Origin of the sequence: Haladaptatus sp. QDMS2 (genome assembly GCF_029338295.1) — an archaeon.
In the GTDB taxonomy this organism is placed as follows: Archaea; Halobacteriota; Halobacteria; order Halobacteriales; family Halococcaceae; genus QDMS2.
Window position 1 is genome coordinate 774618 of record NZ_CP119791.1, and the last position, 22457, is coordinate 797074.

A 22457-nucleotide genomic window follows, 5' to 3' on the forward strand; every position below is an offset into this window, starting at 1 on the left:
TCGGGCGAGACGGGAAAAACGGTTTCCACTCAGGCTTGCTGGTAGGCCCACCACGAGATGGCGAGCAGAATGATAAACGACCCGCCGAGGAAGAACGCGAGCGCCGGGTCGAGGAAGGGAGCCGACTGTGCTGCGGATTCGGCGGCGACTTGCGTGGTCTCCTGGGCGGCCATCGCGCCGTCTGCACCCCCGCTGCTTGCGTCTGCCGACGGCCCGCCGGCCGACTGTGCGAAGAAGTTCGCGAGTGCGTACTGCAAGCCGAGGGTCGCTCCTGCGAGCAGAACGATTGCACCGACCAGTCGAGTGAGGACGCCGCGAAGCAGCGACTGCTGGCGCTCGTCGCCCGCGAACAGTACGACAGACTCGCTCGTCGGTGCGAAGACGGTCATCTCCTTTCCCTTCTCCGAGTAGCCCGTCCCCGCCGCGGTGATGAGCCCGGCGCTCTGGAGTTTGTCGAGGTGGTAGTGGACGTTCTGGAGTGACGTTCCGACTTCCTCTCGAATCTCTGTCGGGGTGCGTGGGCTTTCATAGAGGACAGCGAGGATGCGACGTGCGGTGCGCGAGGAGAGCGCCTCGAACACCTCGTCTGCGGCCTCGCTGTCTACGTCCACCAGCCGGGGGTCCCCCGGCGCGACTTCCGGGTCCGCCCGGAGCGGAAGCAAACGGGCCATTGTGGCTGACTACGATACCGTAGAAAAAGGCCCTTCGCATAATTCAAATGGCCATTTGACTCTTCAAATCCCGATTTGAGGCTTTCACTCCTCTCGAATTTTGACGACGCCGAGCGCAGAGAGGGTCCCCCGTGCGAGCAGATAGACGACGAGTACGAAGGCAGCGAACGTCGTCGGCGCGGCGAGTATCCGCGCGGTCTCGTAGGGGAGGACGAGCCGTGAGAAGCCGAGAATCACGAAGCTCACGAGGATGAGACCGAAGGCGAGCGCCGCGAGCTTGACGAACTGGTTTTGGTTCATGGCGTCGTCTGTGTCGTCTCGGCAACGCGCCCCAACAAAACCGTTTCTACTCCAGTAGGTCACTCGTCTGCGGCGTCCGACTCCCACCCTTCTGTGTAGATATTTGCCTCGTCTACGCCCGCATCGACGAGGAGGTCCTCCGTCTCGACGACCATCTCGGGGACGCCACAGATGTAGAAGTCGGTCTTTTCGAGGTTATCGAGCAGGTCCGGGAGGTGGTCCTGGACGTGTCCGGTGGGACCGTCCCACGCTTCGTCGGCGTCGGAGAGGACGTAATCGACGGTCAGCGTCTCGTTTTCAGCCTGCAACTGGTCTACACTCTCGCGAAAGATGATGTGTTCGCGGTCACGCTCTCCGAAGACGAGGTGGGCGTGACCCTCACCGTCTGCGGCGTACTGTCTCACCATCGGGTAGAGTGGCGTAATGCCGGTTCCGGTGGCGATGAACACGGCGTCTCGGTCGGGGTTCCGAAGGTGGAGGTTGCCGTCTATCTCCTCGATTTCTATCTCGTCCCCGCGCTCGCGCTCGTGCATGAAGACGGAGCCGTTTCCGTCGTCGTACCGCTTGATGACGAGGACGAGTTCGTTCGTCCCCGGGAGGGTCGCCGCCGTGTAGGGGCGGGCTTCCTCCTCGCCGTCGTTCTCGAAGTGAACCATCGTGTGCTGGCCGGGTTTTTACTCGAAGGTGTGGTCCTTGGCGACGAGGCGGAATTGCTTCACGTCAGGCGTCAACTGGTGGACGTCGGCGACCGTGACAGTGAGCGTCATTGTAGTCGCAGATTAGGTTGACGGAAGTAAAGGCGTGGTGGCAGGAGTCTGCTGGAGAAATCGGTCGTCACTCTGATAATTTCTTCGAGTGGAGCGACCGCCGCGACAATACACAGCGTCCCGAAGATGACCATGAGGATATACTGGACACGTGTCTCTCGGTTCGCACGCCGTATCTCTGACAACATAGACGTGGATGTAGGGGTTTTCGGCGTTAAGCGTGCACCCTAACCACTCCGGTTGTCGCCGCGTGGGTTCGCGCATTTTGGCGCGTTTCGGCGATTAGTCTCGTGGAGAAGAACGATATTCACCGCGTGAAAATATTCACTAGATAAGTACACCTTTCCGACTGCTGACTGTCAATGTGCTAAGAGGCGAACCTTGCAAACCGGTCGGCGAACCAGTGATTCGACGGTGGCGCCCGCTGTTGCCTGCCGGGAATCGTGTTCGCACCCGTCGGCGAGTTCGTCGCTTGGTGGCACGTGATCGAAATGATTCAAAACAAACAGGCGGTACCGGTGAGCATCGATTCGCCGGACGCCGTCGCGCGACAGCAGATGAACTTCGGCGACACGAGCGGCTACGGGGATTTCAGTGGCGAATACTTCACGCTCGCTGCCGGGACAGATATCACACCACTCCTTGAGGGACTCGAAGACGACCACTGCCAGTGCCCACACTGGGGCTACGTCATCGAAGGCAGACTCACGACGAGGTATTCTGACGGGCGCGAAGAGGTAACGCAAACCGGCGACCTCTTCCACTGGCCGCCCGGCCACACGGTCAGCGCGAACGACGATTCCGCATTCGTCATGTTCAGTCCACAGGAGGAACACGCCGCAGTCATCGACCATATCTTGAAGAAAATGGGTGGGCAGGAGCCATGAGCGAACGCACGCTTTCCCAGACGCTGGAACTGGTCGCAGAAGTCTCCTGTCCCCACTGCGAACAACCGGTAGACGTTCCCGTGCCGAATCGGGACGTCGAACTGAACGTGCGACCGTACGTCGCCGCGTTTGGGGACCACCGCGTCGTCAACTGTCCCGCAGACCACCGGTTCTGGGTCTACTTTTGTTGAACGTCGTCTGCCCTCTCCCAGTCCAGATTTTTGTCTGGAACCAAGGATTTTATAGCTGCTATGCTATTCTTTAGCATGGATTCCGCGATTCGGGCCATCGAGTTTTTGGCGCGGTCAGAACACCGTCTCGCGGTACTGGAGGCGCTTTCTGAGGACCGATACGACCGACGGGACTTGCGCGAAGCGACTGGTGCGTCAGACCCCACTATCGGTCGCATCGTTCGAGACTTCGAGGACCGCTCGTGGGTAACCCGCGTGGGACCATCCTACGAACTCACACCACTGGGTACGTTCGTGAGCGAGCGATTCTTCGAATTACACGAGGGAATGCGAACCAGCGAGACGCTTAGCGAGGTCTGACGGTGGCTTCCGCGCGAGATGGAGGGATTCGCCGTCGAACACTTCGAAGATACGGTCGTCGCGTACCCCGGGCCAAACTATCCGTACACACCCGTCGAACGAGTCACGCACCTTCTCGAATCGACCGACTCCATCCGAGGGCTCGGAACGACCATCTACAAGTCGGGCAACCTCGACGTGTTTTGTCGGCGGGTCATCGAGGGGATGGAGATGGAGTACATCTATTCGCTCCCGGTCCTCAAAGCTATCATCGACTGGAATCCCGAGTTGGTTGCGCGCGCCTTCGAGCGTGATAACTGCACGGTCTACCTCCACGACGGCCTTCCCGACGACTCGCGATGCGGCCTCAACATCATGGACGACTGTATCGGAAATTGCGGCCACGACCCAGAGACGGCCCAACTCGAAGCCGTAATCGACACGACCTCTCCTGAGGCCCGCGAGTGGGCGACCGCCGTCTACGAGCGATGTCTGGCTGAGGCGCGACCGTTCGATGTACAGGAACTGGACACTTCTGGGGACGGTTCACGGGACGAAACGTATCAGGTCGAACCGGACTAGCAACCGGTCGAAATTAGCCTTCGCTCAACAAGCAGTTCTCACCTAAGTGGAGTGTGTCGCCCAGGACACTAACGGCCGGCGTCATCCCGAGGCGGCGTGCCGCGTCAGCCGGGAAACCCTCGTGCCAGGCGCCGTCGATTGACGGAGTCTCCGAATGTCGCGTGCCTGGGTTCGCCGCGCAGTCATTGCACCCTGAACAGGTACGCTCGGGCGGGGACTAATGGCACGCAGAAATCCGTAGGCGGCCCGGCCGTTTAAGCCTTCTCAGGCGGTGTACTCGTCTTCGCGAATCTGGACGTACGAGTGGTTCCGGTAGCCGAGTTTTATTTTGCGATACTTCGCGAGGAGCTTCGCCCCGGAGATACCCGAGGAGATGGCCTGTGTGGTGCTGTAGCCGCCGCGGTCGAGCAGGCGGTCCACGGTCCGGAACGTGTGGTCCCAGTCGCGGGGCGTAAAGTTCGTGACGTAGTCTGCCATCGCAATGCTCCGCAGAACCTCGTCGCCGAGGGCGCGTTTCCAGGCGGTGTTGTACGACCGCAGCGTTCCGCTCGCGGCCATCGCGCCGGCGAGTTTCCCGGTTCGAACCGCGACGTGGTCGCCGCCCTCGTGGAAGTGGGAGGTGCCGCCCATCGCACCGCCGGTCACGGCGATGTTCGCGGCCACGGGCGAGTCGATTGGTCGCGTCGAGGAAATCGGATAGGCTTCGGTTCCGCCGCTCTTGCCGCGGTCCTCCACGAGCGGGAAGTCGTCCTCGATGTCGTACTCGTCGCCGTAGAGCATTTCGAGCAGGCGTCGGAGGTACACCCGGCCCGGCGGAAGCTGCCGGTCGTCGTGGCGCAGCAGTTTGTATTCGTGTGGGTATTCGATGTTCCCCATTTCCATCCCGATGGGCATCGTGAGGCCGACGCGCTGGACGTTCCCGTCGTTGGGGAAGACCCACGGGTAGGCGGTGTGGCCGGGGATGACGCCCCACCAGAACTTGATGAGGTTGTCCTCGACCAGTTCTGTGGGGAACTCGCGGTGTTCCTGATACGCGATGTGATTCGCCTTCTTCGGGCCGAGGTAGTCGGCCACCGACCGTCCCGCGGGCATGAACTGGTCGACTGTTTCGAGGGTGACCTGTCGCTGGGGGCCGTCTGCGAGAATGAGGTATTCCGCTTCGATTTCAGCCCCGTCGCGCAGCGTCAGCGTGTGTTTCGGGCCGCTCGCGAGCGTGGTCGTCACGTCCTTGACCGCCGCTTTCACGCGGTACTCGGCCCCGGCTGCCTCCGCTTCGTCGCGAAGCCAGTCGTCGAACCGGGCCCGGTGGAAACAGAAGCCAAAGCCGTCGTACTTCGCCGGAATCCCGGTCTCCTGGAGCGTAAACTGCTCCGTGGGACCGATGAACTGCGCGCCGTCGAGTTCCGAGAGGATGGCCTCCTCGGGGAACTCGTGTGGCTCCATGTCCATCAAGTCGATCCAGTAGTCTAGCATCCCGGCGGCGTCGGTCGAGTCGGGACCGAGTCGCTCGCGGTCTGCTCGCGGCACCCCCTTTTCGAGAACGACGGCATCGGCACCCCGTTGGGCCGCCGCCTTCGCCGCCGAGGAGCCAGCAGGCCCCCCGCCGACTATCGCAACGTCAACGCGCTCCATACCACTACCCGTGCGTGGCGGGGTTAAATTCCTGACCCTTTGGGCCATCCCCTGATACGAATCTGCCGTCGCAGTATGGCATCCGGTAATGGTCGGCCTAATCTCTAGCCGTTCCAATCCTTTCAGCGATTACCGCCCGGATAACAATGTATCACATGGTGCTTGCTAGCATCGGAGTCAGACAATGCCAGCATGCAACAACTGCGGTGCGTTCGTGACGCCCGACTTCGCCCGCGTGTTCGGGGACAACCACAACCAAGTCAGTGCGTGCCTCGACTGTGAGACGCGTAACGTGCTTCAGGCAGGCGGCGCGAACGCCCGTCGAGCGAACTGAACGACGCTACAGTTTTCCCGGTGCCAAACACTCTGTGTGCCATGTCCGAATACGAGTACGTCTCGACCGACCAGACGGACGCCGTCCACACCATCCGCATCGACCGCCCAGCGGCGCACAACTCCTTCGACCGCCAACTCGCCGCAGAACTGCGCGAAGCCACCTACGACGCCGTCTCCCGCGACGACGTTCGCTGTCTCGTCCTCCGCGGCACGGGAGCGACGTTCTGTACTGGCGCGGACCTGGGCACGCTTGACGGCGATGAAACCGATGAGTCTCGTCTTCGCCACCTCGCCACCGACCTACACGCCATCGTGAGCGCCCTCGTCCACGCACCGATGCCCGTCGTGACGGGCGTAAACGGCGTGGCCGCCGGTGGGGGCCTCGGCCTCGCGCTGTGCGGCGACATCGTCCTCGCTGCCGAGTCTGCTCGGTTCGAGTTCGCCTACCCGCGCATTGGCCTCTCCGGGGACGGGGGTTCGACCTACTTCCTGCCGCGCCTCGTCGGCCTTCGGCAGGCCCAGCGACTCACCCTCCGTGACGAACCGGTCGGCAGCGAGGAAGCCGTAGACCTCGGACTCGTCACCGAACGGGTCGCAGACGAGGCGTTCGACGCGCACCTCGCGGACCTCGCCGCGAGCGTAGCGAGCGGGCCGACGGCCGCCTACGCTGAGACACGGCGATTGCTCCACGAGAGCTTCGACAACACCCTCTCGGAGCAACTCACGTCGGAACTCGACCGCATCGCGGGACTGGCGAACACCGACGATTTCACCCGCGGACACGACGCCTTCTTCGAGAAATCCCCCGCAGAGTTCGAGGGTCGATAGGCGGGATATATAGGCGTCGGCGAAAACCTCGTCGTATGCAAGTGAGGTGGTCACACTGACCAACGACCCGGACGTGCTGATACTGCGCCGGTGCGTCCACGGCATGCCCGTCGAGGAGTACGCCGCGGCTCTCCGGGCGCGACTCCCCGACCACGATATCGCGGTTGCGAGAACTCCATCGGAAGAACGCGAGCTCATCGAACACGCGCCGGTCGTCACGGGCGGCGTCATCGACGAGGAGTTGCTCGACGCCGCGGAGAACCTCGAACTGTTCGCCTGCGTCTACGCCGGGTACAACCACCTGCCACTCGAAAAACTCGCTGCCCGCGACATCGCCGTCACCACCGCCTCCGGCGTCCACGGCCCGAACATCGGCGAGCACGTCGTCGGGTCGATGCTCGCGCTCGCCCGATCGTTCCCCGAAGGCTGGCGACGCCAGCAGACGCGCGAGTGGCGCCACTACGAGACCCGTGAACTGAAGGGTTCGACGGTGACCATCGTCGGCCTCGGAGCGATTGGCACGGCCGTCACGGAGCGGTTGCAGGGTTTCGACGTCACGACGCTCGGCGTGCGCTACTCGCCCGAGAAGGGTGGCCCAACCGACGAGGTGGTCGGATTCGACGACCTCCACGAGGCACTCGCCCGGACCGACTACCTCGTGCTCGCCTGCCCACTCACGGAGGAGACGCGGGGACTAATCGGCCGCGAGGCGTTCGCCACGCTCCCCCCGGAAGCCGTTCTCGTGAACGTCGCCCGTGGCCCCGTCGTGGACACGGACGCGATGGTCCGGGCGATTCGCCTCGGAAAACTCCGCGGGGCGGCCCTCGACGTGACCGACCCCGAACCGCTCCCGGCAGACCACCCGCTCTGGGGGTTCTCGAACGTCATCATCTCGCCGCACAACGCGGGCCACACGCCAGCGTACTACGAACGGCTTGGAGACATCGTGGCGCGGAATCTCCAGACGGTCGCAGAAACTGGTCGGTACGAAACACTCGAAAATCAGGTTCGCTAACGCAAAACGACCGCCCCTCAGGCCGTTTCCCTACCCACCCCGTGACGGAACCGCCAGACCGTACTCGTTTCCATTCGGCGCGGAAACCACAGCACACGTGTGCGCAATCCGGAGCAACCCCCATTGCAAACGGATGCAAGTTGTACTAACACCGAGTAGATGATATACTCATTTACTGTTCACTGTTCACGCCGTGAACACGACACAATACCTGAACACGGGAGCCACTTCTTTGTTTCAGAGATAGTCTCTGTCGAGAAGAAGTTCGCCGTTCAGCACGCTCGCGCCCGCCGCGCCGCGAATCGTGTTGTGCGCGAGACAGTTGTATTGCAGCCCGAACGTTGACGCGGAGAGGCCACCGACAGAGATGCTCATGCCGTCGCCGAGGTCGCGGTCGAGGCGTGGCTGTGGGCGGTCGAACTCCTCGAACACCTGGATGAACGGGTCCGGGGACAGCGGGAGGTCGAGGCCCGGATAGTCGCGCATGGCTTCGGCGGCGGCCTCGGGCGTGAGTTCCTCGCTGGCTTCGACCCAGACGTTCTCTAAGTGGCCGTCGAGCGTCGGAATCCGGTTACACGAGGCGGAGACTTCCACGTCGTGGAGGTTCACTTCGGCCCCGTCGAACTCGCCGAGAAGTCGGCGCGATTCAGTTTCTAACTTCTCCTCTTCGCCGCCGATGTGCGGGATGGCGTTGTCGATGATTTCCATCGACGTGACGCCGTCGTAGCCCGCCCCAGAGACCGCCTGCAGGGTTGCGACGTGGACGCGCTCTAAGCCGAAGTCGGTGAGCGCGGCGAGCGTCGGCGTGAAGGTGATGGTCGAACAGTTGGGGTTCTTCACGATGGCGCCGTCCCAGCCGCGTTCGTCCTGCTGGACTTCGAGCAGGCCAAGATGGTCTGCGTTCACTTCGGGAATGATGAGCGGCACGTCCGCGGCCATCCGCCAGTTCGAGGAGTTAGAGGAGACGACGTAGCCCGCTTCGGCGAAGCCTTCTTCGACGGCGGCCCCGACCGACGAGGGCAGCGAGGAGAACAGCAGGTCCACGTCGTTGGGTACCTCGTCGGGATTGGTGTCGGTGACGGTGAGGTCCGCGACGGAGTCTGGGATGGGCGTGTTGACCCGCCACTTTGCGGCGTCGCGGTACGACTTGCCCGCGCTATCCGCGCTCGCGGTGAGCGCGGCGATTTCGAACTGGTCGTGCGGTTCCAAAAGCTGAATGAGCCGTTGCCCTACGGCACCGGTGGCTCCAAGAATGCCTACCTTGACAGTCATCACCTGACGTAGAGAGAGGCCTGTTCAAAACAATTGTGGAACCTGCACTTGTTACTGCCCGCAGCCGGGGGACGAGGCCGTCGCTCGGGGGCGGGAAACGCGCAGAGAGGAGAACTGATTACGCTGCCGACGTCTTGATCTTGCGGGTGACGTAGCCCGCGATGCGGTTGCGAACGCTCTTCGACTCGATGTTGGTGAGCTCTTCGACGGTGTCCTTGTTGTGCTCGAAGTCCGTGTTGAAGGCTTCTGGGTACTTCTCCATCAGTCGGTGGCCGGTCTTCTTGACGTAGGCGGGTTTGATTGCCATTACCGTCTGGTTCCCCGTTCAGCGACTAAAAACGTTCGTTCTCACTCCCACGAGACGAGCGACCGCAGACGCTTCAGCGCCTCGCGTTCACGCGGTCCGCCACAGGTTTCGACCACGTCTGCGAGATACGACAGCCGTGCGGCCAGCGTCTCGGTGTCGTACTCGAGCACGTCGAGGCGTGAGGCGGCCACCGTTGCCTCGATGACGGCGTTGAATCCCCGATTGATGGTCGGGACGGCGGCCGCGACCTCGGCAGACTCGACGGGCGTGAGTTCCCACGTCTCGACTGTTATCCCACCGCGCGCTTCTTCGCTCACCCGTTTCGTCTCCACGCGTGCCCATGCGGAGGCGCTATCGAGAATCGGGTCGGCCACCTCGTACACCGACAGTGCCCCCGCGACGAAATCGACGGGGTCGGTCGGAAATTGCACGTATCCCTCGCCGCGTGCGTGGAAGTTACGCCAGGTGCGCGTCCGACCGAAGGTTCGCGCGGTCACCGGGCCGCCCGCGTGGAGGCCGAGGGCCGCGACGTTCCACTTCCCGTTCGGGCCGCGCGTCGTGACGAGCGATTCGGTGACGCCGCGCAGTTCGACGGGCCATCCTGGCTCCATCGTCACACCTTTACGCCCCGTTCAAGGGCGATGAACAGCGCGGCCGCGACGATGTCTGCGGTGGTTCCCGGGTTGATTCCTTCTTTCACGAACTGGTCTGCCAGTTTCTCGGGGTCCGCCTTTCGCCGGAGATAGGCTTGCGCGCGCTCACTTGCCTCCTCGGCCACCTCGCGCCCGTGGTGCTTCTCGACGAACGTGTCCGGTTCGTCGGCGAGCAGTTCGAGGAACACCTGGGCCGCTCGGTCGGTGACCGGACCGTCGAGGCGACGGAGGCGTTCCGCACCGGCGAACGAACGCTCGAACCCGGTCGTCCACTCCTTCGCGACGCCGTCGGTCGGGGCGCTCATCTTCATGATATCGTACAGCGTGAGCTCGCGCGCTTCGAGCGTCGGAATGGCCCTCCGTCCGCGCCGTACGTCAAGGTCGTCTGCGTCTGCTGGCGGGTCGCTCACGAACACGTCCACGTGCTCGAAGGCGCGGTAGAAGTTTGCTGCATCCTCTACGGTCGTGTCCCTGACGAGGCGCTTTGCGGCCGCTGGAGAGAACTCGCCGGTCGCGGTTCGGACGAGCGGAACGAGCAAGTGGAGCGCCCCGAACTGGGTGTTCCCGCCGCGCTGTTCAGCCATGCCGGCCACCGCGCGTTCGAAGGCGTGACCGAGCGGTTCGCCCGCAGCGGCGAGTTGGAGACCGTTCTGCGCCCCCACCGCGCCGGCGAGGAAGTGCTCGAATCGCAGGTCCGCGTGGTCGCGGTGGCGGTCTACGTTGCCGGGCTTTGGGGTACTCGCCACTTCGAGGAGCAAGGCGAGTTCGGCGTTCTGTGCCGGCGTTCTCATGGCCGCCCTCCGAACCACTGCTGGGTCGCCCGCCGAACGCGAGCGAGCACCGTCGGATTGTCACTCGGGCGGCCCACGCTCACGGCGTCGGCCCCGAAGGCGAGGTACTCCCGCACCGTTTCTGTGCCCCGAACGCCGTTGTTGGCGATGACGAACAGGTCCGCGTTCGACACCTTCGCGATGACGGCCTCAGAGTCCATCGCATCGACGTGCAGGATGTCCGCGCCGGCGGTTTCGACCCCGCTGGCCGTCTCCGCGAGGTCTACACCTTCGACTTCGGCGCGGACTTTCACGCTGACCGTCGCGCCGGTTTCCGCCGCCACGTCGACGTACTTACAGAGGCGCTCCGTATCTGCAAGCAGCGTCTCTCCGGCCCCGACGGCGCACATTTCGTCCTGTCGACAGTGGGCGTTCAGTTCGAGGATTGCGTCGTGGCGTTCGCACACGGCCGCCGCCTCGCGCACCGGTTCTGCGGTGACGGTCCGGACGTTCACGCCCGGTTGGAGTGTCGTCTCTGCGAGCGCGCCGAGTTCGGTATCGATGAACGCGATGGGGTCTGCGGGCAGGAACTCCGTTCTGTCCCGGGCGACCAGTTTTCGGGCCGCGTCCCGTGTCTGGTCGTCGAGTGAGACGCCGCCGAGAAACGCGGCCCCAGCGTGGGCGGCTCCACGACGTGCCCACTGGGCGTCTGACTCCCCGGAGAGGCTCGCGAGGGCAACGCGCGGTTCGAACACTCAGACCACCTCCAGTGCGTCTGCGACGGCGTCTACGACGCGCCTCGAATCGGCTTGTGTGTCCATTCGCGTATCCGTCCTGACCACGGGACGGTCGAGTCGCGTGCCGTCTTCGGTGTCGAGGACGAATGCATCCGCGAACGGGTAGGCCGCTGCAACCCCCGCCGTGCTGGGGTCGTAGCCCGACGCCGCCATCAACTCTGCTGCCGGGCCAGAGAAGACAGTGTCCTCGACGAACGGCGAGACGGCGACCACGGTTGTCGCTTCGAGCGCCTCGCGAATCTCGTCGATGGCGAGCATGGGCCCGATGCTCGTGATTGGGTTCGACGGGCCGATGACCACCGGTTCGGAGAGCGCGTTGAGAACCTCTTTCGTGGCGCTCGCCTCCGCTTCCCCGCGGAATTCGACGCGCTCGACTTCCGGCGCGGCGCGGTGGCCGACCCAGAACTCCTGGAAGTGCAGCTCGCCGTCCTGCGTGTGAACGATGGTCGCCACGGGGTCGTCGCTCATCGGGAGCAACGAGATGTCGAGGCCGTACGCGTCCGCGAGCGTCTGGGTGACTTCGGTGAGCGAGTTACCCTCGTCCAGCAGGCTCGTCCGGGTGATGTGAACCGCCCGGTCGCGGTCGCCAATCGTCATGAACTCGGCGACGCCGGAAAATCGTCGCCAGCGGGCCAATCTTCGCCCGGCAGTCTGGGCGTCGTCCGGGAGGTAGCGCGGGCCGGTTTCGAGGCCCGCGTCCGCCGCGAGTTCGAACAGTGCGTGATTCGTCTCGTCCGTGTCGTCTGCGATGCCCCACCACCGGTCGGTGTCGAGGACGCCGCCGCGTGAGAAGAGGACGGTGTCCACGTCGGGGCAGACGAGCAGGCCGCCGAGTTCCACGTCGTCCCCGGTGTTGCCGATGACGGTGGTATCGGCGGGCGAGAAGACGGCGTCGGCACCCCAGAGTAGCTTGGGGGTGCCAGTGCCGCCTGCGAGAAACGTGACCATGCGAGAGTGGTGACTGGCCGGCAGGTTAAACGCTCCCCCTCGAACGTGGAGCATCTGAACACCGTCTGTACCCGCGCCGAAAATTAGTAACAAGAACGTCGAGGCGGCTTACGCGCCGTTCAGCAGTTCGGCTTTACCTTCGAAGGCGTCGTCGTCGAATTCGAGAACGCGGACGCGCACTTTCTCGTCGACGTGGGCTTCCGTGGCCCCGTCGACGAAGAGGCGGGTGTCGCCCACGCGAGCGACAGCCCCGTCAGTGTCATACCCAGTGATGAACACCGAGAATTCCTGGCCCGGCTCGAACGACGGCGTGGAGGTCCGAAACAGGTTCGAGAGGAAGCTCATACGCGGGCCACCTCCTTCGATTCGCGGTCAGGAATGTACTCCCGCCCGTACCCGGTGAGGGCGGCGAGCAGGAACACGCCGACGAGGAACCAGCCGTGGAAGACGAACGGAACCACGTCGATGGCGTTCACGACCATGTCCGTGGTGAACCACGAGAACTGTCCCTCGTTTGCGGCGAGTTGCTCCATCTGAGTCACGCCGACGAGGACGCCACCAGCCCACGGGAAGATGTACCCGAGTGCGGAGGTGTTCGCGTCCAGGATGTTTGCCCGGCGGTAGCCGTTGATGTTGAACTTCTCACCCATACGAGAGATGTACGGCGCGATGGCGATTTCGGCGGCCGTGTTGATGGTAATCATCGCGTTCACGGACGCGGTGCCGAGTACCATCGTCGTCTCCGCACGGCGCACATTCGTCGCCACGGCGCTCAGCAGGAAGTTCTGGAGGGCTTCGAAGCCACCACCGCGAATCATGATCTGCGCACCGGCGACGATGAGCAGGGTCAAGACGATGAGCGGGAAGAACCCGGAGGCTCCGGTGACGAGTGCGCCACCGACGCCGGCGCTTACGTCTGCGCCTTCCGCGAACGTCTCGACGAACGGGAGGAATGCGAGCTGCGTGGCGAATGGCGCGCCCTCAGGGGCCGTGAACACCAGCATGTCGGTGACGGAGGCGAGACCGAGGCTGAGGTTCGCGATGAGGGCAGTAATGATCCCCCAAGAGATGGCCTCGACGATGTGGCGACCCCTGATGGCCGTCACGATGACGATCCCCATCGAGAGGAGGTGTACGAGACCGAGCGGGTTGCTCTGTTCTGCGAGCAACTGCTGGGCGTTCTGCCCGATGTCGATTCCCGGCATCGACATGCCAAGGACGATGTAGGCGGTGAAGGCCATGACGGCGGCGACGATTGCATACTTAAAGCGCGACTGCACGACGCCACCGATGTCGGAGTCCTGCGTGACAGCACTCACGATGGTCGTGTCGCTCACTGGGGCGAGATTGTCGCCGAACACTGCGCCCGAGAGAATGGCACCGAACAGGAGGACTGGATTCGCTCCGAGCAGGAGACCCGCCGGGAAGAACAACCCGGTGAACGCGATGGTGGTCCCGTAGCCAGTCCCGATACCCGTCGCGAGGAGTGCGGCGAGGATGAACGTCACTGCCGGGAAAATCTGTGGCAGAAGCGTCTCGCTTACGGGAAGCACCTGTGCCGCCCAGACGAGGCCGTCGACGAAGCCGCCGTCCTGGAGCGCCTGGGCGAACATGCCGGCCCAGAGCCAGGCGACGATGGCCGTCGCCGCGACCCGACGGGTCATGCCCTCGAAGATGGTGTTCGCGTAATCTTTCCAGTTGCCTTTGACGAACAGCATCCCGACGGTCAGGGAGACGAGCATTCCGATAGCAAGCCCTGTTGTGTCACCGATTCCCAGCAGCCCACTCTGGAAGATTGCCCAGGCGATGAACAATGCGATAGGGAGGGCGCTCATCCACTTCCCTCCGTAGAATTCTAATTTCGGCCCGGATTGACCCGACGCCCCCGCCAACTCCTGGCGGAGATTCTCGTCGAGTTCGTCGGACCCGGCTTGCTTGTCACTAGACATCATGGTCGCTTTGCCAATCCGCCGTTAACAATCTACCTATTTTTTCCGAAACTTCTCAGCGAATTGAATGAGGCGTGTTCTCAACCCTCACGAATAATCATCATCTGCCCGATTGCCGGCCACGATGTTTTGTACCAAGGCGGCGAAGGGTGGCGTATGAAGCACATCAAGGATAGCGTCCACGACCACATCGAGGTCGCGGGCGTCGCCCAGGCGTTGCTCGATACGCCAGCAGTCCAGCGACTGCGCCACATCAAGCAACTGGGCACCGCCGGGCTGGTCTATCCTTCTGCGAACCACTCTCGGTTCGAACACAGCCTCGGCGTCTATCACCTGGCGACGCAGGCGCTTCGCCATCTTCGGGTCGAAGGGCGACAGGCAGAACGGGTCCGAGCCGCGGCACTGCTCCACGACGTTGGTCACACTCCCTTCTCTCACAACATCGAGACCATCATCGAACACCACACGGGCAAGTACCACGACGACGTTCACGAACTCCTCGCGACGGGAGCGGTCGGTGACGTGCTTCGGGCGCACAGTCTCGACCCCGACAAAGTGGCTGACCTCGTCGCTGGCGAGGGAGAACTGGGGCAACTCGTTTCTGGCGAACTCGACGTCGACCGGATGGACTATCTCGTGCGCGACGCCCACCACACGGGCGTCCCCTACGGAACAATCGACCACGGCCGACTCGTCCGAGAACTCCGGTTCGTGGACGGTGAACTCGTCCTCGGCGAGGGGAACGTCCAGACCGCAGAGAGTCTGTTGCTCGCCCGTGCGTTGATGAATCCGACCGTGTACAACCACCACGTCGCCCGCATTAGCAAGACGATGCTCCGGCGGGCGACCGAACACCTCCTCGAAAACGACGTGGTCACGCCGGACACCCTGCGCCGGATGGACGACCACGACCTCATCGTCGCCCTTCGGGAGTTCGCCGGAACGAAGGAGTTCGCAAATAGGCTCACGTACCGAAACCTGTACAAACGCGGCGTCTGGGCGGAGATGCGCGACGTTTCGGATGCCGTCATCGACGCCTCCCGGGAACAGATTCACGAGTGGGAGACGGACATCGCGGTGCAGGCGGAGGTGGACGTAGACGAGGTGCTCCTCGACGTCCCGAAACGGCCGAAGATGAAAGAATCCTCGACGCGCGTCATCGTCAACGGCGAAATCCGCCAGTTAGACCAGCAATCGACGCTCGTGAGTGCGCTCGAAACCGCCCAGCTCGACCAGTGGCGACTCGGTGTGTACGCCCCAGAGGGAGTCGCTGAACGGGTCGGCAATGCAGCCGTGCGCGAACTGGGCCTCGACATCGACGGTTCACTCGTCCAGGACGTGCGCCACGGCTTGCACGCTCGACTCGACGAGTTTGAATAAGGTGGCCCGGAAAACTGCATCCATGGAACTCACGGGTACGATACTTACCGGTCGGTCGTTCGACCCGATAGAAGGTCGCGTCGTCGTGGAGGATGGACGAATCACCGCGATAGAGGAGACATCGACGGATTCGACTGATATCATCCTCCCAGCGTTCGTCAACGCCCACACCCACATCGGCGATTCGATTGCCAAGGAGGCAGGCGGTGGCCTCTCGCTCGACGAACTGGTCGCGCCGCCCGACGGGCTGAAACACCGTCTCCTGCGAGCCGCAGACCGTGCCGACCTCGTGGCTGCGATGCGTCGGTCGATTCAGTTCATGGCGCAATCGGGAACCGCGTCGTTCATCGAATTCCGCGAAGGAGGCACGGACGGAGTCGAGGCGCTTCGCGACGCCGCAGACGGCCTGCTGGTCGAGCCAGTCATCCTCGGGCGCGAAGAAATCGAAGCGATGGAACTGGCAGACGGGTATGGCGCAAGTGGGGCGCGAGACGCCGAGTTCAGCCGCGAGCGAACCGCCACCAAGAACGCCGGCAAACTGTTCGGCATCCACGCGGGCGAACGCGACGAACTCGACATCAACGCGGCACTCGACCTGGAGCCAGACTTTCTGGTTCACATGGTTCACCCGAAATCGATTCACTACGAGCGCGTTGAGGACAATGAAATTCCCATCGTCGTCTGCCCGCGGTCGAATCTCGTGACGAAGGTGGGGCTGCCGCCTATCGCCGAATGGGTCGAGCGAACGACGGTCGCCCTCGGGACGGATAACGTGATGCTCAACAGTCCCTCGATGTTCCGCGAAATGGAGTTTACGGCGAAACTCACGGATGTTCCAGCCGCTGAAATTCTCCGCATGGCGACGGTGAACGGGGCCGAAATCACCGGCCTCGACTACGGCGTCGTCGAGGAGGGCAAACGGGCGAAACTCCAGGTTCTCGACGGCGACTCGCACAATCTCACGGGAGCCAAGGAACTCGTACGCGCCGTTGTCAGACGGGCCGGTGCGAGCGACGTCAAAGACGTCGTCCTCTAGTTACAAGAACACGCCAACGAGCACGCCGACCGGCCCCGCAACGAAGAGTAGGATGTCGAGCAGTTCGAGCGGATTTTCGAACGCACACGAGGCGATTCCCACGAGCAAGTCGAGAAGCGTGAGCGGGAGCAAGAACAGCGCGATGATGCTGTCGAGGCTGATGGTCCCGCCACTGAGGAGTGCAGCCATCGTCTCGAAGAGCATGCCCACCGCGTCCAGTTGCTCCGGAAGCGAACGACAGGCAGGTTCGCCGGCGGGTTGCTCAGTCTGCTTCACCACTTCGCCGAGAATGTCCACACCCATTTCTCACACCCAGAGATACATAGTTTCGGTTACACGATAAACGAAACGTAACTATCAGAATAAAATTACTATCCAGTAATTCGTCGTTTCAACGAAGCAAAACGAGTGGTCGGTGGCGATTTTCGCTACAACAGTTAAGAGGCGTCGGCCTAAATGTGTTATCGACTAACACGATGTACGAGCGCATCCTCGTTCCAACTGACGGCTCTGAGGGGATGGACGGCGTCATAGAACAGGCCGTAGAGTTGGCCACGGTTCACGACGCGACGATACACGCCGTCTACGTCATCAACACCGCAAGCTTCGCAAATCTCCCGATGGAGACGTCGTGGGACGGCGTGAGCGAGATGCTCTCGAACGAAGGCAACGCCGCGCTCGACGAAGTGGAAACGCTCGTCGACGGTCGGGTTCCGCTCGAACGGTCGTTGCTGGAAGGAGCACCAAGCCGGGAAATCGTCCGCTACGCGGAAAACGAAAACTGCGACCTGATTTTCATGGGCACCCACGGACGGGGCGGCATCGACCGATTGCTCCTCGGGAGCGTCGCAGAAAAAGTCGTCCGCACCTCGGACGTTCCGGTGTTGACGGTACGCGTCTCCCATGACCGGGACTAACCTGAACTACACCGGCCGGAGGTGGTCACAATCGCCCGACGAAACCCTGACCAGGCCCTCGTCCGTTTCAATACAGAGGGTTCCGGGGAACTCGACGTCGACAGCTTTGCCAACGACGTCGCCGTTTGGCGTTTCGACTCGCACTCGCTGGCCGAGCGTGTGAGCGTATTCGCGCCACGCCGAAAGAATGTCGTCGCTTTCGCTGACTAAATCATGGAACTCTTCGAGGACGCGCTGGACGAATACGCGTCGATTCACCTCACCGCGCTCGACGAGCAGGCTCGTCCCCGTCTCCGGAATCTGGTCCCGTGTGAGGTTCGCGTTGACACCGATTCCGACCACGACCCAGGAGACGCGGTCTGCTTCCCCTGACATCTCGGTGAGGATGCCACACAGTTTCTTCTCTCCGTCATCAGTGGTCACGAGCACGTCGTTTGGCCACTTGATGACGGCTTCGACGCCCGCCTCTCTGGCTGCCCGGGTGACGGCAACTGCCGCGCCAAGCGTCAACAGCGGTGCGTGAGCGGCCGGAAGGTCGGGTCGAATGACGACGCTCATCCAAATGCCACCAGCCGGCGCGACCCACTCACGATTCAACCGCCCGCGTCCGCCGACCTGTTCGTCCGACAGCACGACGACGTTCTCGGCACCGTCCTTCGCGAGGTCTCGCGCCCGGCGGTTGGTACTGTCTATTGAATCATGGTACTCAATCGTGTACGGGGCTTCGAGGCCGTATTCGACGGCGGGACCACCGTACTCCGGAACGTCCGCGATGATGTACCCCTCGTCGCCCGATTCGATCGTGAATCCGGCGTCTCTGAGCCCCTCTACGTGTTTCCAGACCGCGGCCCGGGAGATGTCGAGTGAAGCGGCGAGTTCAGGACCGGACACCGGGCCTGCGGCGAGTGCCGCTAAGACTCGCGCTCTCGTTTCGTTCATACCTCGAGCAACGTACCGGGAGGTAAAAAGGCGTTTAGAAGGGGGCCTGTGGGCGGTTCTCGTCGTCGTCACGCCCCGAGAACGACGGCATCGAGGGTGCGGCGTCCATCCCGGTGTAGGCATGGACGGTGGTGATTTCGGGAATCTCCATGACCAGTCGGTGCTTGAGTGCCTGTACCGTCATCGGCGAGATACCACACCCGCTGCACGCCCCGCCGAGTGAGATAGACACTTCGCCCGTTTCGAGGTCGAGGTCCTGAATGGCCGCACTCCCGCCGTGCATCTGAATTTGTGGGAAGTTGCGCATCATGAACAGGCGGATCCGTTCCATAACGTCCGCTTCTGTCGTTTGCGTCTCTGTGCTCATGACTGAACGAAGGAAGTCCACAGATATAGCGCTTCGCACCGGTGAGGCGGCTGTTCTACCCGATTAGTCACGTCCCGCGAGCCAGCCAAAAACCCGTGAGCGCGATGGAGAGGGCGACGCCCACACCGACGCCCAGTCCACTCGGGAGACTCGCCGCGAAATCTTTCGTCAACATCCCGATACCTGTGGCCAGCAGGAACGCGACGACCCCCGCGACGAACGCCCGGCGAAGAACTCCACGGTAGATAGACATACTGCTACCTGGACGCCGGGAGGTAAAAATGAGCGGGAAGGGACCGGTCGGCAAACATTGAATGAAGATAAGTTTCTGACCCCTTCAACCCTTTCCAGTAGAAAAATCAATAAATAAGGCAAATGGACATTTTTGTATGGGGAGACTGGTCGATAACTTGAAAATATACGGTGTGTTGCTAATTGCCACCTTTTTGATTTTGAGTGTTGCAGGTATCTGGGATGATTTTGGATTTGGAGGGCCGTTTGGTGCGTTGAAATCGTTTATGAACCTGATATGGAACCCAATAATACATGGATTCCTGATTATCTCACTTGTTGCATTGATAGTCATTGACCATATTGAAGGATGATGAGAAGAAATGGAAATACAACAATTTTTGGCTGCGGCTATTACTATATTGGTGTCAATATTTGTATTTGATTGGATTGTTTCCAATCCTACGATAGCAAAAAGCCAAGCTGATGTCGCAATTTTGCCTCCAGAAACACTTGGTTTACTAATATTTATTGGAACTCCGACAACTGCGCTGTTGATATTTGCGGTCCGAGTGCTATTTTCTAATTAACTTTGACAAGATTATCAGCGCTCGAGCGTCCCGCGTTCGACCACTTTCAGGATGAACTTCATGTTGAGGTAGATGTCCTGTGGGGTGGTCTCTTCGTCTGGATCGTAGAGGTCGCTCACGCGGTACAGGAGCGCGGAAATCTTGTCGGCCTCGTCTGACCCGTCGCGGATTTCGTCTGCGATTTCCCGGATGGTTGCCATCCGTTCGGTGTCTTTCTCGACCATGGTTACTGCATTCCGCGACGGAGCAGAATTCCGATGTTCGTGGCAGTAGTCTCCGTAAACGCTCGAAATGCCGCGCCGGTCTCAGAGTCCTCGTCCATGACGACTGGTTTGCCTTCGTCACCGCCCGTACGCACGTGGGGGTCGAGGGGGATTTTCCCGAGGAACGGCATCTCGACTTCGTCGGCGAAGCGTTCGCCGCCGCCCTCACCGAAGATGGCGTGTTCACCACCGCAGTCGGGACAGCGGAAGGAACTCATGTTCTCGACGATGCCGAGAACGGGGGTCTGGTGTTTGCCGAACATCCGGAGCGCCTTGCGAGCGTCGTCGAGGGCGACTTCCTGCGGTGTGGTGACGATGACGGCACCGGTGACGGGAACGGTTTGGAGGAGGGTGAGTTGGGTGTCGCCGGTTCCGGGTGGGAGGTCGATGACCATGTAATCGAGGTGGCCCCACTCGACGTCCTCCCAGAGCTGGGTGAGGAGCTTGTGAACCATCGGGCCGCGCCAGATGACGGGGTCGTCCTCGCCCGTGAGCATGGCCATGCTCATGAGTTTCATGCCGTACTTCTCGGGTGGGACGATTTTTTCCTCGGCGGTGGCCTTCGGTCGTTCGTCAGAGCCGACCATCCGGGGGACGTTCGGCCCGTACACGTCGGCGTCGAACAGTCCGACGCGTGCGCCCATCTGCGAGAGGCCAGCGGCGAGATTCACCGCGACGGTCGATTTTCCGACGCCGCCCTTTCCGGAGGCGACGGCGATGATGTTCTTGACGTTCGGGAGGATGCTCTCTTCGGGGGTGATACCGCGGTCTACGTCCGCAGAAAGTTCCGGTTCGATGCCTTCCTTTGCGAGTACTTCGCGGACGCGAGCGGCGATTTGCGATTCGTGTGGCGAGTAGGGAGCTCCGAGTGCCAGGGAGATGTGGACGGTTCCGTCGGCGTCTGTCGTGACCTCGTTTACGAGATTCAGCGAGACGATGTCGTCGCCGAGGTCGGGGTCCTCGACGGTGCCGAGCAGGTCGAGGATTTCCGCTTCGTTCATGGTCGCATGTACATCACGACGCGGCGATAAGGCTTGTGAAGGGTTTCACTACCAGCTGGTTTGACGTGTTGACGTCTCTGACAATGCAAGAGCTGCTAGTTTCAACGATACTCGATTCGTAACTGGTTGTGGTTACGTCCCCCCCGATTTGTCCCGCCAATTTAAGCGGACGGAGGAGTAGTGTGTGATATGCTCACGGACGATTTTGGCCGCGAGGTGACGGGTGTCAGGGTCTCCCTCACCGACCGGTGTAACTTTGATTGCGTCTACTGTCACAACGAGGGGCTGGGCGACACGCGAGGGCCGATGGACCCACAGGACAACGAGATGAGCGCGGACGACGTCGTTCGCTTTCTCGAAGTGGTCGAGGAGTTCGGCGTAGAGAAGGTGAAGTTCACAGGTGGCGAGCCGATGTTGCGCCAGGACTTAGAGGAGATAATTCGGCGCACGCCAGAGTCGATGGAAGTCTCGCTCACCACGAACGGGACATTTCTACCGGGGCGGGCAGAAGGGCTGAAGGAGGCGGGTCTCTCGCGCGTAAACGTTTCACAGGACGCCCTCGACCCGACGGAGTTCGCGGAGATTACGAAATCGGGGGCATACGACCGGGTGTTAGAGGGCGTTCAGGCAGCCCTCGACGCTGGACTCGACCCAGTGAAGTTGAATATGGTCGTGTTCAAGCAGACGGCCGGCTACGTTCCCGAGATGGTTGACCACGTCGCGGAGAACGAAGGCCTGCAATTACAGCTCATCGAGTACATGCCCGAGTTGACGGGACACGACGAGTGGGCCATCGACATCCAGCGCGTTCACGATTGGTTGGCTGAGCAAGCAGACCACGTGGAGCGACGGGAGATGCACGGGCGAAAGCGGTACTACATCGGGAAGGGGATGGTCGAAATCGTCGACCCGGTCGGGAACAAGAGCTTCTGTGCGAACTGCCATCGCGTGCGCGTGACGCACGAAGGGTATCTCAAAGGTTGTCTCAATCGCAACGACGACCTGCGGCCGATGGGTGCGATGACGAAACCCGAGATTCGCGAGGCGTTTCGTGAAGTCGTGGCGAACCGCGTTCCGTACTACGGCGAGTACCTCATCGAGGAGGACGGCGAATGGGTGGTTAACGAAAAATACCTCCCCGACCAGAAACCGGCTGGCGCGTGAACGGGTAACACGGAAGGCCGGTTCAGTCATGCGGTTTTCTCGGTGATAATTTCACTACGCGGTCGACTTCTTTCGTTGTGTTTAAGTACCCCAACCGGGTTGGTATCAACGTAAGCGAATAGCTGTAGGGGCCCGCGCCCCGAGTCCAGCCGGGCGAAGATACTGAGCGCAGGTCGTGGTAGCCAAGTCTGGCCCAAGGCGCAGGGTTGCTAACTCTGTGGCGTCAAGCCTCCGGGGTTCGAATCCCCGCCACGACGTCTCGAACGTCCACTAACGGACACTTTCGACCGAAGCAATGAACTTGCTTCATCAACCATCCAGCAAC

Annotated in this window: 30 protein-coding genes and 1 tRNA gene; 13 read left to right on the top strand and 18 right to left on the bottom strand. The window is 61.9% G+C overall.

The window, feature by feature from the left end; all coding sequences use genetic code 11:
- Positions 1–29: 29 nt before the first annotated feature.
- From P1M51_RS04200 to P1M51_RS04210, 3 genes are all read right to left on the bottom strand, one after another.
- Positions 30–671 carry a winged helix-turn-helix domain-containing protein gene (locus P1M51_RS04200; RefSeq protein ID WP_276246939.1) on the bottom strand — a complete coding sequence of 214 codons (642 nt, stop codon included), beginning with the start codon at positions 669–671 and terminating at the stop codon, positions 30–32.
- 84 nt (positions 672–755) lie between these two features.
- Complete coding sequence (locus P1M51_RS04205; RefSeq protein ID WP_276246940.1) at positions 756–971, bottom strand: hypothetical protein; 216 nt, start codon at positions 969–971, stop codon at positions 756–758.
- A gap of 59 nt (positions 972–1030) precedes the next feature.
- Positions 1031–1627, bottom strand: a complete 597-nt coding sequence (locus P1M51_RS04210; RefSeq protein WP_276274829.1) for a ferredoxin--NADP reductase — start codon at positions 1625–1627, stop codon at positions 1031–1033.
- A 602-nt stretch (positions 1628–2229) separates the two neighbouring features.
- On the opposite strand from P1M51_RS04210, the gene P1M51_RS04215 reads away from it, so the two are divergent.
- The 4 genes from P1M51_RS04215 to P1M51_RS04230 all read left to right on the top strand — a co-directional run bounded on the left by P1M51_RS04215 (position 2230) and on the right by P1M51_RS04230 (position 3737).
- Positions 2230–2625: a cupin domain-containing protein gene (locus P1M51_RS04215; protein ID WP_276246942.1), complete on the top strand. Its 396-nt coding sequence runs from the start codon at positions 2230–2232 to the stop codon at positions 2623–2625.
- The gene (locus P1M51_RS04220) at positions 2622–2816 is read left to right on the top strand and encodes a hypothetical protein (protein ID WP_276246943.1); all 195 of its coding nucleotides are present in this window, start codon (positions 2622–2624) and stop codon (positions 2814–2816) included. Before P1M51_RS04215 ends, P1M51_RS04220 begins: the two co-directional genes overlap by 4 nt.
- 75 nt (positions 2817–2891) lie before the next feature.
- Positions 2892–3176: a hypothetical protein gene (locus P1M51_RS04225; protein WP_276246944.1), complete on the top strand. Its 285-nt coding sequence runs from the start codon at positions 2892–2894 to the stop codon at positions 3174–3176.
- Positions 3177–3194: 18 nt separating this feature from the next.
- Positions 3195–3737 carry a hypothetical protein gene (locus P1M51_RS04230; protein WP_276246945.1) on the top strand — a complete coding sequence of 181 codons (543 nt, stop codon included), beginning with the start codon at positions 3195–3197 and terminating at the stop codon, positions 3735–3737.
- 264 nt (positions 3738–4001) lie between these two features.
- On the opposite strand, the gene P1M51_RS04235 is transcribed toward P1M51_RS04230, so the two are convergent.
- Positions 4002–5369: an NAD(P)/FAD-dependent oxidoreductase gene (locus P1M51_RS04235; RefSeq protein ID WP_276274831.1), complete on the bottom strand. Its 1368-nt coding sequence runs from the start codon at positions 5367–5369 to the stop codon at positions 4002–4004.
- A gap of 184 nt (positions 5370–5553) precedes the next feature.
- Between P1M51_RS04235 and P1M51_RS04240 the strand changes: the two genes are divergently transcribed.
- The 3 genes from P1M51_RS04240 (at position 5554) to P1M51_RS04250 (ending at position 7548) form a co-directional block, all read left to right on the top strand.
- Positions 5554–5703 (top strand): hypothetical protein, encoded by a 150-nt coding sequence (locus P1M51_RS04240; protein ID WP_276246947.1) that lies wholly within the window; start codon positions 5554–5556, stop codon positions 5701–5703.
- A 41-nt stretch (positions 5704–5744) separates the two neighbouring features.
- Positions 5745–6533, top strand: a complete 789-nt coding sequence (locus P1M51_RS04245; RefSeq protein ID WP_276246948.1) for an enoyl-CoA hydratase/isomerase family protein — start codon at positions 5745–5747, stop codon at positions 6531–6533.
- A 103-nt stretch (positions 6534–6636) separates the two neighbouring features.
- The gene (locus P1M51_RS04250) at positions 6637–7548 is read left to right on the top strand and encodes a D-2-hydroxyacid dehydrogenase (RefSeq protein ID WP_276248463.1); all 912 of its coding nucleotides are present in this window, start codon (positions 6637–6639) and stop codon (positions 7546–7548) included.
- A 237-nt stretch (positions 7549–7785) separates the two neighbouring features.
- Here P1M51_RS04250 and asd read toward each other — a convergent pair whose 3' ends face one another.
- From asd to P1M51_RS04290, 8 genes are all read right to left on the bottom strand, one after another.
- The gene (gene asd / locus P1M51_RS04255) at positions 7786–8820 is read right to left on the bottom strand and encodes an aspartate-semialdehyde dehydrogenase (RefSeq protein ID WP_276246949.1); all 1035 of its coding nucleotides are present in this window, start codon (positions 8818–8820) and stop codon (positions 7786–7788) included.
- 118 nt (positions 8821–8938) lie between these two features.
- On the bottom strand, positions 8939–9127 hold the full coding sequence (locus P1M51_RS04260) for a 30S ribosomal protein S17e (protein WP_276246950.1): 189 nt from the start codon (positions 9125–9127) through the stop codon (positions 8939–8941).
- 41 nt (positions 9128–9168) lie between these two features.
- The gene (locus tag P1M51_RS04265; protein ID WP_276246951.1) at positions 9169–9738 is read right to left on the bottom strand and encodes a DUF447 domain-containing protein; all 570 of its coding nucleotides are present in this window, start codon (positions 9736–9738) and stop codon (positions 9169–9171) included.
- 2 nt (positions 9739–9740) lie between these two features.
- The gene (locus P1M51_RS04270) at positions 9741–10571 is read right to left on the bottom strand and encodes a triphosphoribosyl-dephospho-CoA synthase (protein WP_276246952.1); all 831 of its coding nucleotides are present in this window, start codon (positions 10569–10571) and stop codon (positions 9741–9743) included.
- Positions 10568–11305: a tRNA-dihydrouridine synthase gene (locus tag P1M51_RS04275; RefSeq protein WP_276274832.1), complete on the bottom strand. Its 738-nt coding sequence runs from the start codon at positions 11303–11305 to the stop codon at positions 10568–10570. Before P1M51_RS04275 ends, P1M51_RS04270 begins: the two co-directional genes overlap by 4 nt.
- Positions 11306–12295, bottom strand: coding sequence for a 2-phospho-L-lactate transferase (gene cofD / locus P1M51_RS04280; protein WP_276246954.1), 990 nt, complete (start codon positions 12293–12295; stop codon positions 11306–11308). It lies immediately after the preceding gene.
- Between the two features lie 108 nt (positions 12296–12403).
- Positions 12404–12640 (bottom strand): hypothetical protein, encoded by a 237-nt coding sequence (locus tag P1M51_RS04285; protein ID WP_276246955.1) that lies wholly within the window; start codon positions 12638–12640, stop codon positions 12404–12406.
- Positions 12637–14130 carry a Na+/H+ antiporter NhaC family protein gene (locus P1M51_RS04290; RefSeq protein ID WP_369685116.1) on the bottom strand — a complete coding sequence of 498 codons (1494 nt, stop codon included), beginning with the start codon at positions 14128–14130 and terminating at the stop codon, positions 12637–12639. The genes P1M51_RS04285 and P1M51_RS04290 overlap by 4 nt, the downstream gene beginning before the upstream one ends.
- A gap of 270 nt (positions 14131–14400) precedes the next feature.
- On the opposite strand from P1M51_RS04290, the gene P1M51_RS04295 reads away from it, so the two are divergent.
- Both P1M51_RS04295 and P1M51_RS04300 read left to right on the top strand, forming a co-directional pair.
- On the top strand, positions 14401–15624 hold the full coding sequence (locus tag P1M51_RS04295) for an HD domain-containing protein (protein WP_276246956.1): 1224 nt from the start codon (positions 14401–14403) through the stop codon (positions 15622–15624).
- 22 nt (positions 15625–15646) lie between these two features.
- The gene (locus P1M51_RS04300; protein ID WP_276246957.1) at positions 15647–16660 is read left to right on the top strand and encodes an amidohydrolase family protein; all 1014 of its coding nucleotides are present in this window, start codon (positions 15647–15649) and stop codon (positions 16658–16660) included.
- On the opposite strand, the gene P1M51_RS04305 is transcribed toward P1M51_RS04300, so the two are convergent.
- Positions 16661–16963 carry a hypothetical protein gene (locus tag P1M51_RS04305; protein ID WP_276274833.1) on the bottom strand — a complete coding sequence of 101 codons (303 nt, stop codon included), beginning with the start codon at positions 16961–16963 and terminating at the stop codon, positions 16661–16663.
- A 173-nt stretch (positions 16964–17136) separates the two neighbouring features.
- Between P1M51_RS04305 and P1M51_RS04310 the strand changes: the two genes are divergently transcribed.
- Complete coding sequence (locus P1M51_RS04310; protein WP_276246959.1) at positions 17137–17577, top strand: universal stress protein; 441 nt, start codon at positions 17137–17139, stop codon at positions 17575–17577.
- A gap of 6 nt (positions 17578–17583) precedes the next feature.
- Here P1M51_RS04310 and P1M51_RS04315 read toward each other — a convergent pair whose 3' ends face one another.
- The 3 genes from P1M51_RS04315 to P1M51_RS04325 form a co-directional block, all read right to left on the bottom strand.
- Complete coding sequence (locus P1M51_RS04315) at positions 17584–18516, bottom strand: biotin--[acetyl-CoA-carboxylase] ligase (RefSeq protein ID WP_276246960.1); 933 nt, start codon at positions 18514–18516, stop codon at positions 17584–17586.
- Between the two features lie 34 nt (positions 18517–18550).
- Positions 18551–18883 (bottom strand): NifU family protein, encoded by a 333-nt coding sequence (locus P1M51_RS04320; protein ID WP_276246961.1) that lies wholly within the window; start codon positions 18881–18883, stop codon positions 18551–18553.
- Between the two features lie 67 nt (positions 18884–18950).
- Positions 18951–19136, bottom strand: a complete 186-nt coding sequence (locus P1M51_RS04325; protein WP_276246962.1) for a hypothetical protein — start codon at positions 19134–19136, stop codon at positions 18951–18953.
- Positions 19137–19272: 136 nt separating this feature from the next.
- Here P1M51_RS04325 and P1M51_RS04330 point away from each other — a divergent pair, with 136 nt between their 5' ends.
- On the top strand, positions 19273–19488 hold the full coding sequence (locus tag P1M51_RS04330) for a hypothetical protein (protein WP_276246963.1): 216 nt from the start codon (positions 19273–19275) through the stop codon (positions 19486–19488).
- Between the two features lie 230 nt (positions 19489–19718).
- Here P1M51_RS04330 and P1M51_RS04335 read toward each other — a convergent pair whose 3' ends face one another.
- On the bottom strand, positions 19719–19928 hold the full coding sequence (locus tag P1M51_RS04335) for a hypothetical protein (RefSeq protein WP_276246964.1): 210 nt from the start codon (positions 19926–19928) through the stop codon (positions 19719–19721).
- 2 nt (positions 19929–19930) lie between these two features.
- Positions 19931–20968 carry an Mrp/NBP35 family ATP-binding protein gene (locus P1M51_RS04340; RefSeq protein ID WP_276246965.1) on the bottom strand — a complete coding sequence of 346 codons (1038 nt, stop codon included), beginning with the start codon at positions 20966–20968 and terminating at the stop codon, positions 19931–19933.
- Positions 20969–21157: 189 nt separating this feature from the next.
- Here P1M51_RS04340 and moaA point away from each other — a divergent pair, with 189 nt between their 5' ends.
- Both moaA and P1M51_RS04350 read left to right on the top strand, forming a co-directional pair.
- Complete coding sequence (gene moaA, locus P1M51_RS04345) at positions 21158–22132, top strand: GTP 3',8-cyclase MoaA (protein WP_276246966.1); 975 nt, start codon at positions 21158–21160, stop codon at positions 22130–22132.
- A gap of 172 nt (positions 22133–22304) precedes the next feature.
- Positions 22305–22389, top strand: a tRNA-Ser gene (locus tag P1M51_RS04350).
- Positions 22390–22457 lie beyond the last annotated feature (68 nt).

Excerpts from the sequence above, each read along its gene's own strand:
- P1M51_RS04290 (WP_369685116.1), bottom strand. The coding sequence starts at position 14,130 with ATGAGCGCCCTCCCTATCGCATTGTTCATCGCCTGGGCAATCTTCCAG.
- P1M51_RS04250 (WP_276248463.1), top strand. The coding sequence starts at position 6,637 with ATGCCCGTCGAGGAGTACGCCGCGGCTCTCCGGGCGCGACTCCCCGAC.
- moaA (WP_276246966.1), top strand. The coding sequence starts at position 21,158 with ATGCTCACGGACGATTTTGGCCGCGAGGTGACGGGTGTCAGGGTCTCC.
- P1M51_RS04215 (WP_276246942.1), top strand. The coding sequence starts at position 2,230 with ATGATTCAAAACAAACAGGCGGTACCGGTGAGCATCGATTCGCCGGAC.
- P1M51_RS04335 (WP_276246964.1), bottom strand. The coding sequence starts at position 19,928 with ATGGTCGAGAAAGACACCGAACGGATGGCAACCATCCGGGAAATCGCA.
- P1M51_RS04305 (WP_276274833.1), bottom strand. The coding sequence starts at position 16,963 with ATGGGTGTGGACATTCTCGGCGAAGTGGTGAAGCAGACTGAGCAACCC.
- P1M51_RS04330 (WP_276246963.1), top strand. The coding sequence starts at position 19,273 with ATGGGGAGACTGGTCGATAACTTGAAAATATACGGTGTGTTGCTAATT.
- cofD (WP_276246954.1), bottom strand. The coding sequence starts at position 12,295 with ATGGTCACGTTTCTCGCAGGCGGCACTGGCACCCCCAAGCTACTCTGG.
- P1M51_RS04310 (WP_276246959.1), top strand. The coding sequence starts at position 17,137 with ATGTACGAGCGCATCCTCGTTCCAACTGACGGCTCTGAGGGGATGGAC.
- asd (WP_276246949.1), bottom strand. The coding sequence starts at position 8,820 with ATGACTGTCAAGGTAGGCATTCTTGGAGCCACCGGTGCCGTAGGGCAA.
- P1M51_RS04205 (WP_276246940.1), bottom strand. The coding sequence starts at position 971 with ATGAACCAAAACCAGTTCGTCAAGCTCGCGGCGCTCGCCTTCGGTCTC.
- P1M51_RS04225 (WP_276246944.1), top strand. The coding sequence starts at position 2,892 with ATGGATTCCGCGATTCGGGCCATCGAGTTTTTGGCGCGGTCAGAACAC.
- P1M51_RS04230 (WP_276246945.1), top strand. The coding sequence starts at position 3,195 with ATGGAGGGATTCGCCGTCGAACACTTCGAAGATACGGTCGTCGCGTAC.
- P1M51_RS04235 (WP_276274831.1), bottom strand. The coding sequence starts at position 5,369 with ATGGAGCGCGTTGACGTTGCGATAGTCGGCGGGGGGCCTGCTGGCTCC.
- P1M51_RS04320 (WP_276246961.1), bottom strand. The coding sequence starts at position 18,883 with ATGAGCACAGAGACGCAAACGACAGAAGCGGACGTTATGGAACGGATC.
- P1M51_RS04260 (WP_276246950.1), bottom strand. The coding sequence starts at position 9,127 with ATGGCAATCAAACCCGCCTACGTCAAGAAGACCGGCCACCGACTGATG.
- P1M51_RS04340 (WP_276246965.1), bottom strand. The coding sequence starts at position 20,968 with ATGAACGAAGCGGAAATCCTCGACCTGCTCGGCACCGTCGAGGACCCC.
- P1M51_RS04245 (WP_276246948.1), top strand. The coding sequence starts at position 5,745 with ATGTCCGAATACGAGTACGTCTCGACCGACCAGACGGACGCCGTCCAC.
- P1M51_RS04300 (WP_276246957.1), top strand. The coding sequence starts at position 15,647 with ATGGAACTCACGGGTACGATACTTACCGGTCGGTCGTTCGACCCGATA.
- P1M51_RS04220 (WP_276246943.1), top strand. The coding sequence starts at position 2,622 with ATGAGCGAACGCACGCTTTCCCAGACGCTGGAACTGGTCGCAGAAGTC.
- P1M51_RS04325 (WP_276246962.1), bottom strand. The coding sequence starts at position 19,136 with ATGTCTATCTACCGTGGAGTTCTTCGCCGGGCGTTCGTCGCGGGGGTC.
- P1M51_RS04265 (WP_276246951.1), bottom strand. The coding sequence starts at position 9,738 with ATGGAGCCAGGATGGCCCGTCGAACTGCGCGGCGTCACCGAATCGCTC.
- P1M51_RS04210 (WP_276274829.1), bottom strand. The coding sequence starts at position 1,627 with ATGGTTCACTTCGAGAACGACGGCGAGGAGGAAGCCCGCCCCTACACG.
- P1M51_RS04270 (WP_276246952.1), bottom strand. The coding sequence starts at position 10,571 with ATGAGAACGCCGGCACAGAACGCCGAACTCGCCTTGCTCCTCGAAGTG.
- P1M51_RS04295 (WP_276246956.1), top strand. The coding sequence starts at position 14,401 with ATGAAGCACATCAAGGATAGCGTCCACGACCACATCGAGGTCGCGGGC.
- P1M51_RS04200 (WP_276246939.1), bottom strand. The coding sequence starts at position 671 with ATGGCCCGTTTGCTTCCGCTCCGGGCGGACCCGGAAGTCGCGCCGGGG.
- P1M51_RS04240 (WP_276246947.1), top strand. The coding sequence starts at position 5,554 with ATGCCAGCATGCAACAACTGCGGTGCGTTCGTGACGCCCGACTTCGCC.
- P1M51_RS04285 (WP_276246955.1), bottom strand. The coding sequence starts at position 12,640 with ATGAGCTTCCTCTCGAACCTGTTTCGGACCTCCACGCCGTCGTTCGAG.
- P1M51_RS04315 (WP_276246960.1), bottom strand. The coding sequence starts at position 18,516 with ATGAACGAAACGAGAGCGCGAGTCTTAGCGGCACTCGCCGCAGGCCCG.